This is a genomic window from Chthoniobacter sp. (assembly GCF_040003245.1).
Taxonomy (GTDB): domain Bacteria; phylum Verrucomicrobiota; class Verrucomicrobiia; order Chthoniobacterales; family Chthoniobacteraceae; genus Chthoniobacter.
On sequence record NZ_JBDUCX010000139.1, the window covers coordinates 1 to 17,188 of the forward strand.

The window sequence follows — 17,188 nt, forward strand, 5'->3', positions numbered from 1 at the left end:
GCTCATTTCCTGGAGCTGACTGCGACGGTAAAACTGGAACGAATGCTCGAGCACGCGCGCCATTTCCCAAGCGGTGGCCGGGACGCCGGCGATGGCCATGAGCGAGTGCGAGTCGATCTCCAGCACTTTGTCCGCGCGATCGTAAACGACGACATTGCCCGCGGTGGCGCGGCGATCCCCGGCGACGAGCACACCGCCCGCGAACTTGAAGGCGCAGATCGTGGTGGCCTGCGTCTGCACGGCTGGTGAGGCGGCGCTCGCGGCGACAGCAGAGGTGCGGGCGATTTGCGGATAAAGTCCCCGCTCGCGGAGGAGCGCCGCGAAATCTCCCGCCTCCGGCGAGAGCGATGACCGCGCGGCGGTGAGTTCCATTATTGGCCGGTGCGCTGGCGGTAGCGCTTCGATTGGTTGGGATCCACCTTGCGCATGCGTTGGAGGAGATCCTTGGTGTCGGGCTTGGAGACGTCGGGCGACTTGGGCCCACCTCCATCACCCTGCTGCGGGCCCCACGGAGCGGGGCCGACGGGTCGTTGCGTCCGGTCAGGCATATGCCCAATCTTACGTGCGGCGCGCGAAAAGAGCAAGGTCGACGCCTGGGTTTCGCGGAAAATTTGCGGACGAAAATGCGGTGCCGCGCTTGCCAGCACCGTGCGAAGATGAGAAACAGTTTTCATGCGCCGCGTCTTTCCGTTGCTTCTGGCCTTGGGTGTTGTTGCCACCGGCGTTCCACGTCTGCGGGCCGGTGAACCGGTGCCTGCGCCGGATCTGCATGATCTCTGGCAAGCCGTGCAGCAGCAGTCGAAGCAGATCGAATTGCTCACCGAGCAGGTGGGAAAGCTCACCCGGGCGGTGGAAATGCAAAAAAGTGGGGAGAAAAGCGCGGATTCCGCAACCAAGCCAACTGAGCCCACAGAGCCAACTGGGCCCGCGACTTCCATCGAAAGCAGCAAGCGGCCCACCGACGCCACCGCGGAAGCGGCTAAAGGTGAAGCGGTTCCAAAAGCGGAAGCCGTGCCGGGCGCCAAACACACGGTTGCCAAAGGTGAGACGTTGACCTCGATAGCGAAGCACTACAACATATCCATTGCTGACCTGAAGACCGCCAACAAGATCGACAACGAGCGCCGGCTCCAGATCGGCCAGATTCTTTCCGTGCCTACCGCCAAAACCCCTGAACCGACCGATAAGAAAGAGAACCCTTGATTATGGAATCCGCCGCTACCTGGTATTTGATGAAGAACGAAGACGGCAGCATTTTTGGGCCGATCACTTTTGATCAGTTGCACGAATGGGCCTCGGACGCGCAGGTGTCGCCGCTCGACAAAGTCTCCAGTGACGAGAAGAACTGGATGAAAGCGCCGATGGTGCCCGAGCTGGGCATGGACTATTTGATCGAGGTGAGCCCCGACCAGTTTTACGGCCCGACCACCCTCGGCGCGGTGCGGGAGTTTTTGCAGATCGGCGAGATCAACGGCGACACGCCGGTGACCAACTGCCGCGACGGCTCGGTGGTGATCATCAAGGACATTCCCGAGTTGCAAGCGGCCGCCCCGGACGAGGACGCGATGCAGCAACCCGTGCGGACCAGCATTCGCGTCAATCTCCAGCAACGCGTGCGCGAGCTCGAGGAAACGCTCATGGATGAGCGCCGGGCGCGCGAGCAGGCGGAACACTTGGTGGAACGGCTCGAGACGAAGCTCAACGAGATCACGCGCGCGGCGTCGATGTAGCCGTTACGTAAGTCGCTGTATATGTGGAACATATACAACTTACGTATCTGCGGTCGCTAATTTCTGGAATTAAAATTGCAGGGTCCGCTACCCCAGCGGCTCCAGCGGGGCGTCGAGCAGCGTCTTGACGTGCCCGGTGTAGGTGTCGAACGGATCGGGCATCGGCAGGTAGGGGGTGTTGTCCAGGGAGATGGAATCCCAGTTGATCACGTAAGGGAGCTTGCGGTCCTGGAAGATGGAGACGGCCAGGCCGCGGCCGCAGGCGCGCGTATCGGCTGGGGCGTGCATCATGGCGGCGGGGCGGCGCATGCGCTGGTTGAATTCGCCGATGCCTTTGGCCGCGGTGATGGCGAAGAAGAGGCCCTTGGCCGGATTGATGTTGTGGTACTCGAGGTCGAGGCTCTGCAGCCACGGATCCCGCCAGCTTAGTCCCTCGCTTTCGCGGAAAGTTTCGAGCAGCCATTTCTTGGAAACCCAATCGACGCCGCCGAGCAAGAGCTCTGGTTTGTTGGCCAGCGCATCGAGGGTGAAGGCCCACGTCTCCAGGATCCAGTCGGTCTCCTCGTCGCGTCCGCCGAGCGCCTGTTGGGTGTGGGCGTGGAACTCGCGTTGAACGTCGAGCGCCGAGCGCGTGCGGCCATCTTCCAATTGCACCACGGCATGCCCGGTGCCTTCGTGCGAGATCTGCCGGGTAGCCAGCACGGCATCGAGCAGGATCACGTCGTCTGGCAGGTTGCCTTCCTCGAGCAGCGTGAGAATGAGCGCGGTCGTGCCGACCTTCAGCGCGGTGGCAAAGGGCGACATGTTCGAGTCGCCGATGAGCAGGTGCAGCCGGCGATATTTGCGGTAGTCCGCGAGCGGCTCGTCGCGCGCATTGATGATCGCGCGGTTGAATTGCACCCACTGGTAGATGTCGTTGACGATATGATCGGCGCGCTGGCTGAGCTGGAAGGGCACCGCGCCGGTATTGGGCGTCGGCTCGAAATCGAAAGCCAGCGGGCTCGCCTGGCCCACGCGTCCTGCGCCGGTGAAAAGCTGGCGCGTGGCGAGAAAGGAAAGCAGCGTGCCGAGCAGCCGCGGGCTGAATTGCAGCTCGCGCTTCATGAGATAATTCTCGTGGCAGCCGAAGGTCGCGCCGGTGTGATGATCGACGTTGTTCTTGATGAAGGCGACCTCTTCGCTCACGCCGAGCGCCTCGAGCGCCGATTGGAGCAACTGGTCGCCCGCCAGGTCGTAGGCCACGGAATCCTCCACCGTGCGGCATTCGGGCGAGGAGTATTCGAGATGGCCCATGTCGATATAGAGCCGCCCGCCGTTCAGCAAAAAGCCGCCGTTGCCCGGCGGCTCTTCGTAATCGCGATAGTGGAGGTCGATCACCCCGGCCCTGGCCTTTTTGAAAAGGTAGTTCTTCACCCGCGCCGGCCAGGCGTCGGGACCCGGCACGGTCTCGCCACTGACTAGGCAGCCGTATTCAGTTTCGATGCCGACGACGCGGTTCATGCAAAGTGAGGAGTGAAGATGACAGCGGCGAGTTTCGTCGAGCGCAGGTCATTTTTCACGCTCACTTTTACTCCTCGCCCGGGTAAAGAATCCGGCCGCACTGCTCGCAGTTCACGATCTCGCGGTTGCCCTTCACGCGGACCATCGTTTGCGTGGTGAGCGTCATATGGCAGCCCATGCAGACGCCATGCTCCAGGGCGACCACCGCTTCGCTCTTGGTGGAGAAGAGACCGTTGAAAGTATCGAGCAAATCCTCGTCCACATTCTCGGCGAGCCGGGCGCGCTCGGCCTCGAGCTCCTTGAGTTGCACGCCCACCGCGTCGATTTTACCGGCGATATCGGCCAGTTGCCGCTCGACCTGCGTCTTCACGGCCTGCGTTTCCTTATCCGTCTCGGCGATCGTCGTCTTCGCTTTGTCCCCGCTCTCCATCAGTTCGAGTTCGCGATCCTCGATGGAGGAGATATCGCCTTCGTAGCGCTTGATCTCGTTGTTCAGCGCCTGGAATTCCTCGTTCTTGCGCGTCTGGAATTTCTGCGTTTGGAATTTGTTGATCGAGTCCCGCTTGGCCTGCACCTCCACCTCCAGCTTCTTGCGCTCCACCTCGATTTCCTTGGCCTTGAGCTTCACCGCCTCGAATTTCTTCAAGGCCTCCGCCAGCTTTTCATCGAGTTCCTTGCGCTCCAGCGGCGCAAGTTTCAACTCTTGTTTCAGCGCGCGAATTTTGCGGTCACGATCTTGCAGGACGAGGAGCTTTTCGATTTCCGGGAGCATTGGGGAAGGGATATTGCGGGAAGACGAGGGGGGCGTCAACGGGGAGAAGTTGATAGTTGATGGTGGATAGTTGATAGACCGTCGCGGGGCCGGGAGCTGGCGGCGCTCCGGGTCATCGACTCCTATCGTGCCCCGGGCGCCCTTTCCGCTGGCGATTTTGTGGCCAGTTGCCTACACCAGCGCTGCGTAAAAATGCGTCCCACGGATCCGACACAACTTGGTGAGTTTACGATCCTTGAGAAGATCGGGCAGGGAGCGATGGGCGCGGTTTACAAGGCGCACCAGAGCTCGCTCGGGCGCGTGGTCGCCTTGAAGCTCCTGCCGGCGCACTATGCGGGGGATGCGGATTTCGTGGCGCGCTTCAAGCGCGAGGCCTCGGCGGCGGCCGCGCTCAACCACCCGAATATCGTCCAGATCTATGCCGCGGGGCAGGATGAGGGTGCGCACTATTTTGCCATGGAATTCGTGGAGGGCGAGTCGCTCGGGGCGCGGCTCGAGCGGAAAGGCCGCGTCGATGCGCGCCAGGTGCTGGCGGTCGCCCACTACATTGCGCAGGCCCTCGATTACGCGTGGAAAAAGGCGGGGGTCGTCCATCGCGATATCAAGCCCGACAACATTTTCCTCTCCCGCGAAGGCGACGTGAAGCTGGGCGACCTCGGCCTGGCGAAAGTGCTCTCGACGGACGGAGCGGGCCTCACCCAGACCGGCACGACGATGGGCACGCCCTATTACGTGAGCCCGGAGCAGGCGGTGGGGAACAAGGAGATCGATTTCCGCGCCGACATCTACAGCCTCGGTTGCACCATTTTCCACGCGGTCTCCGGCCAGACTCCCTATCGGGGCGACAGCGCGATGTCGGTGATGATCCAGCACATCACACAGGCGGCGCCGAAGATCCAAACCGTGTGGCCGGAGTGCCCGCCGGCGCTGGTCGGCCTGCTCGACCGCATGCTGCGCAAAAAGCCGGAGGAACGGCACGAGAGCTACGAAGTGCTGCTGCAGCAATTGCTGTGGGTGGGTGAACGACTCGATCCACCCTCGGCTTCCGCGGCGGCGGCGATGTCGATGGTCGTGCCGATGCCGGGTGCGCCCGAGGCATCCGCCGCTCCCGCGCCACGATCCTCCAAGGCGGCGAACCGCAGCGCGGCGAAAGTCGCGCCCGTAGCGGGCAAGGCTTGGAAAATTCCGGCGCTCGTGGCCGGTTTCGTTGGGGTCGCCGCTGGGCTGGCGTTGTGGCAACCGTGGAAAAAGGCGGCGCCCCTCTCCGTCAAGGACGTCGCCACCCTTTCCGCTCCCTCCACGCCCGCTCTGGCAAAGATCACCACGCCCGCTCCGAAGGTGGACACCTCGCCCGTTATTCAGCCCTCCGGCGCGACGTTTGCGCAGGCGACCAAGGAGGCACCCTTCGTCAATTCCCTCGGCATGAAGTTCGTGCCGGTCCCGATCATCGGCGGTCCGACAGTCGGGCAGCGAGTGCTCTTCAGCGTCTGGGAAACGCGGGTGCAGGACTATGAGACGTTTGCCCGGGAGACGAATTACCAGTGGGGAAAGCCGGGTTTCGAGCAGGGCCCCATGCACCCGGCGGTCGAGGTCACCTGGGATGGCGCCCAGGCGTTCTGCGGATGGCTCACGGAGCGCGAGCGCAAGGTGGGCCGGTTGGGTGTCGACGAAGCGTACCGGCTCCCGAGCGATTATGAGTGGAGTTGCGCGGTCGGCATTGGCGATCGGGAAGACCCGGAGAAAACGCCGGAAGAAAAGAACGGAAAGATTCGGGATGTATATCCGTGGGGGACGCAATGGCCGCCGCCGCCCGGCGCGGGCAACTATCCGGGCGACGAGATGAAGCCCGCCCTGGCGGCGGGAAAGTACTCCTACATCGGCAAGCCGATCCCCGGCTACAAAGATGGCTACGTCGAAACGGCGCCCGTCGGCTCCTTTCAGTCGAACCGCTACGGACTCTACGACATGGGGGGCAACGCGTGGGAATGGTGCGAGGACTGGTACAACCAAAAGCACGACGAAAAGACGATGCGCGATTCGCCGTGGGACGCACCGACCGGACTGACCTCGAGCAATCGCGTCAATCGTAGCGCGGCGACGGCCAGCCCGCGCAGCGGTCTGCGTTGTGTGCTGGCCGCGGTGAATAGGGGCGCGAAGACAACAGTTCCACCCATCGCGACGGCAAAGCCCGTATCCACGCCTGCTCCTACCACGGCACCGGCCACACCCGCACCATCGCGCGGTCCGGATGCGGAAGGCTTCGTCGCGCTGTTCGACAGCGAGCATCTTGCCGCCTGGAAGGAACTGGGGAATGGAGGATTCTCGGTGCAGGATGGTGTGGCCACTTCCTGGCTGACGAAAAAACCAGGCGGAAGCTGGTGGTACATGCGGGAGCCCTACAACGACTTTGTCCTCAAGACGGAATTTCGGATTGCGACGCCGATGGCCAACTCGGGCGTTTTCGTCCGGTGCCCGCGTCCGGAAGGCGACGGGTTTGCCTCCATGACGGCTGGGTATCAAATCGATGTCTCCGAAGATCCTAATCCGGTGGAAATGACGGGGGCGATCTGTGGCCTCAAGGCACCCACCTCCGTGCCGCAAAACAAGCGGGACTGGAATGAGTTGGAGATCAGCGTGGTGAGTCAACATTACTTGGTGAAGGTGAATGGGATCCTGGTGAATGATTTCACCGGGAACCGGCGGACATCCGGTTATATCGGGCTGCAGGAGTACAAGGTGGGAGGCTTGCAGTTCCGCAATTTTCGCATTAAGGAACTCAACGCCTCGACTCCGTTGGCGGCGGCGACTCCGGCGGAGGTCCGTGGAAAAAACGTCATCAATCTTCTCTCCTCCGTCGACCTCCCGGCGGACACCGTGTCCGGGACGTTCGTGGCTAAGGCCGACGGATCGTTTACCCCGGGGAATGGCCTGGCCAAACTGGAACTGCCTTATCGGCCTCCAGCCGAATACGACTATAGCGTGACCTTTACCTATCTGGAGGGTGTCGGCGAGATCAGCCAAATGCTCTCGCGAGGGGGACGGGCGTTTGAGTGGCAGATGGGCGGGAACGGGGTTTTTTTTGGTTTTCAGACGATCGCGGGCAAGAACGCGGCCCAGAATCCCACGACCAAGCGTTTCCATCTGGAGAAAAACCGGAAATACACGTCCCTCGTGCAAGTGAGGAATGACGGCCTGAAGGCCTACATCGACGGCGCGCTGATTGCCGAGTGGAAGACCAACTACAGCGACATGGGGCCGTGGATGAACTGGAAGCTGCGCGACGATGCCCGGCTGGGCGTCGGGACCTTGAGCACCGCGGCGACGATTCACGCGCTGGAAGTCCTGGAGATCACCGGCCAGGGCCAGTTGCTGAGGCCGGCTCGGGCCGGCCCCAGCGTGCAGGTGGCTCCCCCTCAGCCGGCGCTGAAAGGCCCGGTCGATGGGGAAGGTTTCACCTCCCTTTTCAACGGGCGCGACCTCACGGGTTGGGATGCCGATCCCCGCTTTTGGTCCGTGCGAGAAGGGGCGATCACGGGCGAATGTGAATCGAATCGGATTGTCCCGGCCAATACCTTCGCGATTTGGACGGGCGGCAAGCCGAGCGATTTCGAGTTGCGACTTTCCTTCAAGGTGAACGCCGGTAATTCCGGCGTGCAGTATCGGAGCCGGGTCGTCGACGCCGCGAGGTGGAAAGTGCTGGGCTATCAATATGAGATTGAAACGGTGAAAACAGGCACGAACGGCGCTCTCTACGAGGAAGGGGGCCAGCGCAAGGCCTTGGGCGGAAATCCTGGCGGCTTGTTCCTGGCCAACTTGGGAGAGAAGGTGCTGATGACGGCGGATGACCGGAAGCAGTTACTCGGAAACTTCAGCACGCCGTTTAAATTTCGGGCGAATGACTGGAACGACCTCGTCATCATCGCGCAGGGAAACCACCTCATCCAAAAGCTCAACGGCGATATCAGCATCGACCTGACCGACGACGACGAGAAGGCGCGGGCCCTGTCGGGGGTGCTGGCCTTGCAACTGCACGCCGGCTCTCCGCAGAAAGTACAGTTCAAAAACATCCGCCTCAAGCTGCTGTCCGCGCCATGATCATCCCCCAGACTGAAGTCGTCGCGACCCGCGACGGCGAAGAGATTTTCCGCTCCACGTTTCCGCCCGGCGAATACGTCATCGGGCGCGAGGTCGGCATGGCGATCCGGTTGAATTCGGACAAGATTTCGCGTCGGCATGGGCAGCTCTCGTTGAGCTATTTCGACTGGTTGATCGAGGACTTCGACAGCGCCAATGGGACCTTCGTCGGCGGCCGGGCGATCACGGAAGCGACGCTGGTTTTTCCCCAGCAGGAAATTCGCGTGGGCAATGTGCAATTGCGCCTGCGCCGTCTCCAGATGAACGATGCCTCGCACTCACTCGCTCCGCAGACAGCGGCGCTGCTGCGCTATCTGCCCACGGAAATGCGCGGCGAACGCAAATACAAGATCCATGGCATCATCGGGATGGGCGGCATGGGTGCGGTGCTGGAGGCGGAGGACCTGGCCACCCGCCGGAGGGTGGCGATGAAGGTGCTGCTGGAAGCGAAGACCGATGAGGACGTCGCCCGTTTTGTCGAGGAAGCGCAAATCACCGCGCAGCTCGAGCATCCCAATATCATTCCCATCTACGAGCTGAACGTGAACGAGTTGGACAAGCCCTTTTACGTGATGAAGCTGATGCGCGGCGAATCGCTGTCGAATGTGCTGGAGGGCCTGCGGCTGGAGCGGCCCGAAGTGCTCCAGCGCTACGGACTGGAGGACCTGCTCGGCATTCTTTCGAGGGTCTGCGACGCGCTGGCTTACGCGCACTCGAAGGGCGTGGTGCATCGCGATTTGAAGCCCGACAACATCATGCTCGGCGAATTTGGTGAGACAGTGGTGATGGACTGGGGGCTGGCCAAACCGCTGGGCCAAAGCGCCCACGGCAGCGCCCTCGAGTCGGGTGTGCGCACCATGGTCAAGTCGCTGCGCCAGGATGAAGAACGTTTCGGCACGGAGGTCGGGTCGGCCATCGGCACACCGCAATACATGTCGCCGGAACAAGCGTCGGGGAGATCGCACAGCGTCAATGCGCGCTCCGATGTCTACAGTCTCGGCGGGCTGCTCTATGTGATCCTCAGCTTGCGCGCGCCCGTGGTCGGCGCCGATGTGCCGGAGATCCTGGAAAATGTTGTGGCCGGCCGCATTCCGCCACTGGCGGAACTGGTGCGCCGCGACCCGCCGAAGCATCTCCCGCAAGGCCGGCTGCCCGCTGGTCTCGCGGCCATCGCGATGAAAGCGCTGTCCCTCGATCCCGCCGCCCGCTACGCCACGGTCCGGGACATGCAAGTGGCCTTGCGGGATTGCCAGGCGGATGGCGCCGGGCGATTCGGCTTCGAGGGCTGGTTCCGCGGGAAAAGCGGGAAAGTGGAGAGTTAAAAGACCGGCGCGGGCTGGTCGCTCACTGGCTCCTCAATACAGCATCGTCTCCTCGGGAGGATTGCACTTCTCGACGCGCTCGGCCTTGAGCACGGCGATGCGCTTGCCATTTTCCACGGGGAATGTCGCGGTGCCGGTGATCTTGATCCACGACATCTCGGGCAAGGTCACCTTGGACTCGCCTTCGGCGAGCACGGCCACGGGGCGGGCATCGGCGGCGCAGCAGGTCATGAACATGCGCACGGCCTTGAAGCGCTTGCCACTGGCGTTGTTCGTGGCATCGGGCATGAGCTGGCCGATGAGCTCGACGGGCTTGCCTTCGAAATCCTTGCGCAGGGCGTTGTCCTGCGCGGCGTAGAGGAGGTCGAGCACCTCGGCGACGATGTGGCCGTCGGGCGTGCGCTGGAGGTAATCCTGCGGGGCGGGAGGTTGCGCCGACGTTTGGGCTTGGGCGGGAGTTGGTGAAGGCGGCGCGGATTGCGGGGTGGGTGCGGCTTGGGCGGTGTCCGGTGCGGGCGTGGTGTTCGGATCCTTGGTCGGCAGCGGCATCTCCATCGGCTTCGACTGGCCGCTGCGGGGATTGAAGCCGAGCTGCGAGGCATCGGTGATCGCCATGCGGTTTTTCACCACGTTCCCGCTGTAGCCGGAGGGTGAAAACATCGCCGCGGTGGTAATGGGCAGGAGCAGGATCAGGAAGGTGACGACTTTGCCCGTGGACCGCCGGAAAAAGGCGTGTCCGCATTCGGCGGAAGAACAGCAGTTGGCATCCGCAGGGAAGAGGAGGAAAACGAGGGCCATCAGACCCATGACGATGCCGGCGATGACCGCGCCGACACGGAAGTCCGGGGTGAGCAGCGCTTTCATTCGTCCGGAGGCGCAGAAGGTGAGGAGGATGGCGCTCCAGGTGGCGAGAGTGGCGCAGGGGAGCCAGCGGCGAAAGGCGGCGTTCATAGGCGTGGGTGCATTATAGGTGAAGTCCGGGGAATATCAAAAGGCGAATGGGGATCACATGTTCAGCGCGGAGATGCGCCAGCAGATGAGGAAGATGACAATGAAGAGCCCGACGCCGAGGGCGATGACCGCGCGGGTCTTGAAGATCGAGCTGTAGAGCCAGAAGAGCTTGAAATCGAAGAGCGGGCCGTAGACGAGGGCGGCCAACTTGGCGGCCATGGGGAAGGTGGCGAAGGTCTTGATGATGAACGCGTCGGTGGTGCTGCAGATGGAGAGCAACGAGCGCAGGACCATGAGCGAGGCGATGGCGACCGGGGGATTGGTGGCGAAGGGGAGAATGATCTCCTGGTTCACCGCGGTGTTGAACACGCTGGCGACCGCCGCGCCGATGATGAGGAAGACCGTGACGTCGAGCAGGTCCGCCGTGGCCGACTGGACGACGAGGAGCATCTTTTGCCGGAAGCCCGCGGCTTGGGCGATGGAGGCGAAATCCGTCGTCTCGCCGGCGGGTGCGGCGGTCATGCTGAAGCCGGCGCGGCGGCGCGCCTTGGTTTCCACCGGGCCGCTGGAGATGAGGATGGAAGATGCCGGCAGCCGCAGGACGACGAAGCCGACCGCGGCCGCGACGAGAAAGCCAAGGGTGAGCCGGAGCATCGTCATTTGCCCCGGGTCCTGCCCCTTGAAGGCGGCATAGGTGCTGAAGGCCACGATCGGGCTGACGATGGGCGCGGCCAGCATGTAGGTGACCGCGCTGGAGAGCGGCAGGCCCTTTTTGATAAAGCGCCGGACGACGACCACGCTGCCGCATTCGCACATCGGGAACACCAACCCGAGGGCTCCGCAGAGCAGGATCGAGGCGGCGGGGCTTTTCGGGAGCATTTTGGCGATGCGCTCGGAGGAGACGAAGACGTCGACAAAGCCGGAGATGAGCGAGCCGAGCAGGAGGAAGGGGATGCCCTCAAAAAGCACGCTGAGAAAGGAGACGGCGAAGTCGTCGAAGTGGAACGAGAACCAGGGCATGTGAAAGGTGAATCGTCGCGGGGGTCGGATTCTTGGGAAAAGAGTGCGCTACGTTGGATGCGCGGGGGTTGGGATGCAAGCGCGCCACCCGTCGAGGAGGCGGCGCAATTCACGTCCGCCCTCAAGGACGCGGGGACCGGGTTGGAGGAGCAAATCGGAAGGGATGGCGTGGATCTGGTCGTCTTGCACCGCCTGGATCTGGGCGAAACCGGGACGTGCGCGAAGGGCGCCGATATCGACCCGCTGACCACACCAGCTTGCGAGGATGATGTCCGGATCAGCGGCGATCACTTCCTCCGGCGTGACCACGCGCTCCCGGGAAGCCTGCCCGCGACGCCCGGCAAAAACGTCCACGCCGCCGCAGTGCTCGATCAATTCTCCGACCCAGCCGATCGCGCTGATGAGGGGTTCCGGCCATTCCTCGAAATAGACGCGGGGCCGTGGGGCGGCGGAGCTTTTTAGCGCGGCCAGTTCCGCGAGATATTGGCCAGCCAGCTCTTCGGCAGCGGAGGCGCGTCCGATCGCGCCGCCGATCAAGCGAATCGCGTCCGCGATCTCGGCGAGCGTGCGTTGGTTTGTCGTGAGCACGGTGCAACCGCAGCGGATCAATTGCGCCGCGATGTCCGCCTGCACATCGGAAAAGCAAATGACCAGATCCAGCTGCAAGGCGGAGACCCGCTCGCAATCCGTCGTCGAAAAACCACCGATGACCGGTCGCGGCGCGAGCCCCGCTTGCGAGGCGAAGGCGCTGACGGCCACCACATCTTCCCACGCACCGAGGCGGGCACACACGTCCGCCGCTTCCGCGCTCAGGCAGACGATGCGCACGCGGCCAGCTTAGGATCCGTAGGATTGCTCCACCCGCTGGGCGACGTCCAGGTAGCCGTAATCGACTTCGTAGATGGCCTTCATGCAGTCGAGCGCTTCGACCTTCTTGCCCATGCGCTCGAACACCTGGCCGAGCTTGTAGAGGATTTCCTTCTTGGTCGCGTCCATCGCGAGGATTTCGGCGGCGGCCTCCTGGAATTGCTTCACCGCGAGATCGAGCATGTTCTTCTCCGTGTAGCACTGGCCGAGAAGGTTCATCGCCTTGAGGCGGGCATTCGGGTTTTGCTTGGCGCGCTGCAATTCCTGGATGGCCTCGGTGTACTGCCGGGCGCGCACGAGTTGCTCGCCGAGCTCGAAGCGCAATTGCAGATCGGTGGGGTTGCGCTCCACGCGCTTTTTTGCCTCGGAAATCAACTGCCCGGCTTTCTGCGCTCTCAGATCCTCCAACTCGGTCTTGTAGGCTTCGGCCTCCTCGTGCTCGGCGCCGTCCCCAGCCAGCCAGTCCTCGATGGACTTCATGCGCAGGTCGATCCCCTGGAGTTGCAAAGTGCTCAACTTGCGGACCACGGCCGGATCCGAACCGCCCCCGAGTTCGTTGGTTTGGCTGTAATAATAGAGGGCGCCATTGAGGCTCTCCTCGTCCTGTTTCTGCTCGAAGCGGTCTTCCCACAGCTTGGCGATGCGCTTCATCAGGTCGATGTTGTCCGGTGCGGCTTCCGACTGCGGGGTCAGCTCGCCGAGCTGCTCGTCGATCATGTCCACGCTCTTGACGACGCGGCTCTTTTGTTCGAGCGAGATCGCCTCGTCCTTGTTCTTCATCAAGTCGCGATAGCTCTGCGCCGTGTCCCAGCCGCCGCTCTTCATGGAAGCCGTCGCCGCGGCGTCCTTGCTGCGTTTCACGGCGGTGAGGTCGCCCGGGTTCATCTCCGCGATCTTGCTGTAAATCGTCACCGCTTCGTCGGCCTTGCCCATCGTGAGGTAATGCTCGCCGAGCTCGTGCATCGTCTTGGTGTCCGTCGGGTTCGCCTCGATGATCGTCTCGAGCGCAAAGGCGGCGACCTCCGGCAGGCCAGCCGCCTTCGAGGCGTCCTTCAGCAGGTGATTGATCTGCACGTTCGTCGGATCGGTCTCCAGGTTTTTCTCCGCCAGCTCCATCGCGGCGACCGGATCTTTCTTCACCATGCCGGCGCCCTTCATCGAGGCCGTCGACAGGCCGCTGAGGAAACTCTTCTTTCCCTTGGTCGCGATGATCTCGACCTTGCGCAGCGTCTTGCGCGCATTGAGAAAGCCGGGCGCTTCCTTGAGAATATTTTGAATGAGCGAGATGGCGTAGCCGTAGTTGCGCAGCTCGACGGCGTGCATGGCCTTCAGCCAAAGCGCACGCGAATTTTCCGAAAGGTCCTTGTCTGTAGTGATGGGCATAAATCTGGGGCCAACCAAACTAGCATCGACTTCCCAAATTTGACAATGCCTCGTGCGCCAAAAATCACAATCCCCCCCGAAATGGGCCGGTTTACCGGGGAAGCGGCGGCAGCACCTTGTCGCTGGTATCCTTTTTCTCCAGAGGTTTGGTGCTGGCCATCGCCTTCAAGGTCTCGAATTCCTTCTTGGCGTTCGGGATGAAATCCGTCGGCCCATGCTCGAAAAGCACCGTAAAGGCGAACGTCGCCGCGAGGAAAATCGCGGTCCAAAAGAGATTGCGGATGAGGGCCATTGGGTTTCGGGGAGACTCCATAGTGCAAAGTCCATGCCGCGGCAACGGTCAATTGTCGGGCGGGTTCGGTCGGGAGGGATTGGGTCAGCCGTCTGCCTCGGCAACCGTGTTCCCATCCCCCTCCGTCCCCAGCGTCTAAATGCGATGGAATGGCATTAAGAGGGTCTCCACGCCACGCGTCGAGGCAGCGACACCCAAAAAAATTCGACCTTTACCAGCCTTGACTGGCCTTGACCCGGCAGGGATTTACTCTGGTCCAGTCAAAGCCGATAAAGGCTGCCGGCCAGTCGATCCCGCGCCACGCCCGGAAGTCTTGTTGCATCTCATTTGCATCAAGCCGCTCCCGTTAGGTTGTATCAAAGAACCTCTCTCTCCCCACGCCACCAACTCCCTTCACTCCTCTCCTATTTAGTGTGGGCGTAGCATCGCACATCGTTCCAAAAAAGTCAAGTGAAAAATGGGCGATAGCGTGGGTGCGCTTGGCGATTTGCCTGGTGCCTCTCCCTCGCCCAAGCCTCCTCCTCGCGGGCCTCGCGCTGCACGATCGAATCCCCATCGCCGAGCGCAGGCTGGCGTCGTGGCTCGACTTCGTGGCCTGGCAGGCCCAAACATGCGTGTCCGAGCCGTGATGTCGCGCACCTTTCCCCTTTTCTTCCTGCTTTCGGTCTCTTTTTTGGCCCTGGGGCCCTGGACACATGGACGGGCTGAGGAGCCGCCGAATAATGATGAGGACTTCACGCGGCCGCTCAAGCGGTTCGATTTGCGCTATCAGTTTCAGGACAAGGCGGGCGGGACTGGGCAGAGCACGTTCATTCTGCGCAGGGATCAGCCGATTCGGCTTTCCAAGGATTGGAAACTCGCGACGCGGCTCGATGTGCCTTTCGTGCTAAGCAATGGAACGGGCCGGGACAATCCGCAGGGGCGGACTGAGTTCGGCACAGGTGATGTCCTCGCGGAAGCGGTGCTCGTCGATACGCTGAACGAGCGCTTCGCTTTCGGCGGCGGGTTGCGCGTGCTTTTCCCGACGGCGAATGAAGATCAATTCGGGTCGGGCAAGTACCGGCTCATACCGTTGATGGGCGCGCGTTTCTTCCTGCCGGAAATCTCCAAGGGTTCCTTTTTCCAACCGGTGGTGCGCTACGATTTCGATGCGGGCGGTTACGGCGGGCGCAACCACGTGAGCCAGCTCCAGTTCAGCCCCACGCTGAATATCCAACTGCCGGACCGCTGGTTTCTCACGCTCTTTCCCTCGCAGGACATCGTCGTGAACAACATCGGCGGGCACAAATGGTTTCTGCCGGCGGATTTCCTCATCGGCCGCAATCTCGACCAGCGGACCGTCGCCTCGGTGGAGGTGAGCATCCCGATCGTCAAGCAATTCACCCTCTACGATTTCAAGCTCGAGGCCCGGGTCAGTTATTCTTTTTGACGGGCGGGAATGCCGGCGTGGTTTGGGCCGCGATGCCCTGCTGCAGGGCCTGCTGATAGTCGTGATGCCGTTCCTCCTCGCGCTTCAAGATGTCGCGGAAGCGATGGATCATCCACTTCGAGAGGTAGCCGTTTTTCTCCGCCTGCGCGGCGACTTTCTTGCTGGCCAGCACGCGGTAGATATCCACGTCGGTGCTGCGCTCCTCCCACGCCTGCTTGCTCGCTCCCACGAGGCAATCGCTGCTCACAAAGTAATGATAGGCCCAGAGCGTGAGCGCGCTCGGGCGATTGGTGTGAAAGGCATCCTTCAATGACGTGAGATTTGCGGATTCCGGCGGGGCCGCGCCGGACCGGTTCTTTTTCTGCAGGTCGAATTCCTTGACGATTTCCTCGCTCTCCAGCATCGCCGATTTCACGCACTCGGCGAAGATGTCCGCCGCGTCGTCCTGGGTGATGTCCTTGTAGGGTTCGTAGTGGCGGCGGTCTTCCGCGCTGCGCTGCATGGCCTGCGTGTTGCCCCGCAGTTTCGCCGCCTCGTAGGCCGCGCCGGCCATCACGTAGCGATGGTGGGCCTCGTAGAGCCAGTCGTGGATGAGTGCGGCGCGGGTGAAATCAAACGCGGAAAAGCCGGTCACGTTCCAGAGCTGCCGGGGGACGCTCGCGCCATCGGTGATGATGTCCTCGGGTTGGATCTTCCAGTCCGCGAGGCGATACTGCCCGCGTCCGCCATTGGCCGGCACCGCTTCGTCCTTGCGATGGGTGGTGAAGGCGAAGGGCGGATCTTTCTTCGGCTGGAAAAAGAAAAAGGTGTCCGGCGCCATCGCCACCATCCGCGGCTCGCCCGAAAAGCGGCCGGTCTGGGGTACCTTGTCGAAGGTCGCTTGCGTGCTGCAACCGGCGAGCAGCAGCAGGCCAAGGCCGGTCGCCGGGAGTAAGGTGCGCGTCTTCATAAGGGATCGAGATTTCCGTTTTGCTGCCGGCCACCAGACTCCCCGGAGATACCGGCTTGGCGAGCACAAAGCGGTATGCCCCCTAGGGAGGCATCGGAAAATCCCCTACATTCCATACGGCCACTGCGCATCAGGACGGGCGATACTTCTATAGAATGAAACTCGGAAACATCACCAAAGGCCGCGTTCGCCTGGAATCCGTGGGCAGCAGTTGGCTGCTTTTTGTGGATCAGAAATCCGTCATCAGCACACAGGATCGGCATTGGTTGCGCAGGTTCGCCGTGGAGGTAAGGAAATCCCTCGACGGAGAACTCATCCGATGAGCATGCCCGGCGTTCCATCGAGAGAAGATCTGGCACTCGTTTACGGCTCCCGGGTTTACAAGGAATTCCTGGCGGAACGAGACGAGGTTCTGCGGTTCAAATGGCTGCAAAGCGAAAAGGCCGGTCACGACATCGGCTTTGAGAAGGCCCTGGTGCAATGGAGCACGCTGCATCGGTCCTGCTGGGTCGAACATCGGCGGCAGGAGATGGATGATTCGCGGAATTGAGGAATTGCCGGCGATTGCGAGGATTGGTTGACCGCCTTTCGCCGGGCCGGTAGACGCAGAGAGTTCTCCCTCTTCGCTCATGAAGCCATTGCGTTCTCCCCTCCACCGGCGAGTTTCCTTGTTTCTGGCCTGCGCTGCCTTCAGTCCGGTGTTTTCGGTTGGCGCTGCCGAATGGCCGCCGGCGCTGGATGCGAGTAACACGACCACGAAGGCGAACGATGGGCGGACCATCGGTGAAGCAGAGCGTATTTCTCGACCGAAAGGGACCAGGCTGCCTGATGTCACCGAT

15 protein-coding genes and 1 pseudogene are annotated in these 17,188 nt (G+C 62.1%); 5 read left to right on the plus strand and 11 right to left on the minus strand.

Going from position 1 to position 17,188, the window contains the following annotated elements; genetic code table 11:
* Window positions 1–372 (minus strand): annotated as a pseudogene (locus ABJF10_RS18595) (proteasome subunit alpha); the annotation flags it as partial.
* Complete coding sequence (locus tag ABJF10_RS18600; protein ID WP_348546100.1) at window positions 372–548, minus strand: ubiquitin-like protein UBact; 177 nt, start codon at window positions 546–548, stop codon at window positions 372–374. The pseudogene ABJF10_RS18595 and the gene ABJF10_RS18600, both read right to left, overlap by 1 nt.
* Before the next feature lie 124 nt (window positions 549–672).
* Between ABJF10_RS18600 and ABJF10_RS18605 the strand changes: the two genes are divergently transcribed.
* Complete coding sequence (locus ABJF10_RS18605; RefSeq protein ID WP_348546101.1) at window positions 673–1,203, plus strand: LysM peptidoglycan-binding domain-containing protein; 531 nt, start codon at window positions 673–675, stop codon at window positions 1,201–1,203.
* A gap of 2 nt (window positions 1,204–1,205) precedes the next feature.
* The gene (locus tag ABJF10_RS18610) at window positions 1,206–1,730 is read left to right on the plus strand and encodes a GYF domain-containing protein (RefSeq protein WP_348546102.1); all 525 of its coding nucleotides are present in this window, start codon (window positions 1,206–1,208) and stop codon (window positions 1,728–1,730) included.
* 87 nt (window positions 1,731–1,817) lie between these two features.
* On the opposite strand, the gene ABJF10_RS18615 is transcribed toward ABJF10_RS18610, so the two are convergent.
* The gene (locus ABJF10_RS18615) at window positions 1,818–3,230 is read right to left on the minus strand and encodes a proteasome accessory factor PafA2 family protein (protein ID WP_348546103.1); all 1,413 of its coding nucleotides are present in this window, start codon (window positions 3,228–3,230) and stop codon (window positions 1,818–1,820) included.
* Between the two features lie 67 nt (window positions 3,231–3,297).
* The gene (locus tag ABJF10_RS18620; RefSeq protein ID WP_348546104.1) at window positions 3,298–4,002 is read right to left on the minus strand and encodes a C4-type zinc ribbon domain-containing protein; all 705 of its coding nucleotides are present in this window, start codon (window positions 4,000–4,002) and stop codon (window positions 3,298–3,300) included.
* A 192-nt stretch (window positions 4,003–4,194) separates the two neighbouring features.
* Here ABJF10_RS18620 and ABJF10_RS18625 point away from each other — a divergent pair, with 192 nt between their 5' ends.
* Together ABJF10_RS18625 and ABJF10_RS18630 are read left to right on the plus strand one after the other, a co-directional pair.
* Window positions 4,195–8,097 carry a family 16 glycoside hydrolase gene (locus ABJF10_RS18625; protein WP_348546105.1) on the plus strand — a complete coding sequence of 1,301 codons (3,903 nt, stop codon included), beginning with the start codon at window positions 4,195–4,197 and terminating at the stop codon, window positions 8,095–8,097.
* Window positions 8,094–9,458, plus strand: coding sequence for an FHA domain-containing serine/threonine-protein kinase (locus tag ABJF10_RS18630; protein WP_348546106.1), 1,365 nt, complete (start codon window positions 8,094–8,096; stop codon window positions 9,456–9,458). Before ABJF10_RS18625 ends, ABJF10_RS18630 begins: the two co-directional genes overlap by 4 nt.
* A gap of 33 nt (window positions 9,459–9,491) precedes the next feature.
* On the opposite strand, the gene ABJF10_RS18635 is transcribed toward ABJF10_RS18630, so the two are convergent.
* The 5 genes from ABJF10_RS18635 to ABJF10_RS18655 all read right to left on the minus strand — a co-directional run bounded on the left by ABJF10_RS18635 (window position 9,492) and on the right by ABJF10_RS18655 (window position 13,971).
* Window positions 9,492–10,409 (minus strand): TIGR03943 family protein, encoded by a 918-nt coding sequence (locus tag ABJF10_RS18635; protein WP_348546107.1) that lies wholly within the window; start codon window positions 10,407–10,409, stop codon window positions 9,492–9,494.
* Window positions 10,410–10,463: 54 nt separating this feature from the next.
* Window positions 10,464–11,429: a permease gene (locus ABJF10_RS18640; RefSeq protein ID WP_348546108.1), complete on the minus strand. Its 966-nt coding sequence runs from the start codon at window positions 11,427–11,429 to the stop codon at window positions 10,464–10,466.
* Window positions 11,430–11,477: 48 nt separating this feature from the next.
* A complete protein-coding gene (locus ABJF10_RS18645) occupies window positions 11,478–12,257 on the minus strand; it encodes an ABC transporter substrate-binding protein (RefSeq protein ID WP_348546109.1) in 780 nt (259 codons plus the stop codon).
* A gap of 9 nt (window positions 12,258–12,266) precedes the next feature.
* Window positions 12,267–13,679, minus strand: a complete 1,413-nt coding sequence (locus ABJF10_RS18650; protein WP_348546110.1) for a tetratricopeptide repeat protein — start codon at window positions 13,677–13,679, stop codon at window positions 12,267–12,269.
* A gap of 91 nt (window positions 13,680–13,770) precedes the next feature.
* Window positions 13,771–13,971: a hypothetical protein gene (locus tag ABJF10_RS18655; protein WP_348546111.1), complete on the minus strand. Its 201-nt coding sequence runs from the start codon at window positions 13,969–13,971 to the stop codon at window positions 13,771–13,773.
* A gap of 610 nt (window positions 13,972–14,581) precedes the next feature.
* Here ABJF10_RS18655 and ABJF10_RS18660 point away from each other — a divergent pair.
* Window positions 14,582–15,400 (plus strand): hypothetical protein, encoded by an 819-nt coding sequence (locus ABJF10_RS18660; protein WP_348546112.1) that lies wholly within the window; start codon window positions 14,582–14,584, stop codon window positions 15,398–15,400.
* On the opposite strand, the gene ABJF10_RS18665 is transcribed toward ABJF10_RS18660, so the two are convergent.
* Window positions 15,384–16,349 carry a DUF1353 domain-containing protein gene (locus ABJF10_RS18665; protein ID WP_348546113.1) on the minus strand — a complete coding sequence of 322 codons (966 nt, stop codon included), beginning with the start codon at window positions 16,347–16,349 and terminating at the stop codon, window positions 15,384–15,386. The genes ABJF10_RS18660 and ABJF10_RS18665 overlap by 17 nt on opposite strands.
* 229 nt (window positions 16,350–16,578) lie before the next feature.
* Window positions 16,579–17,188 (minus strand): hypothetical protein (locus tag ABJF10_RS18670; protein ID WP_348546114.1); only part of this gene is annotated, 610 nt, incomplete at its 5' end.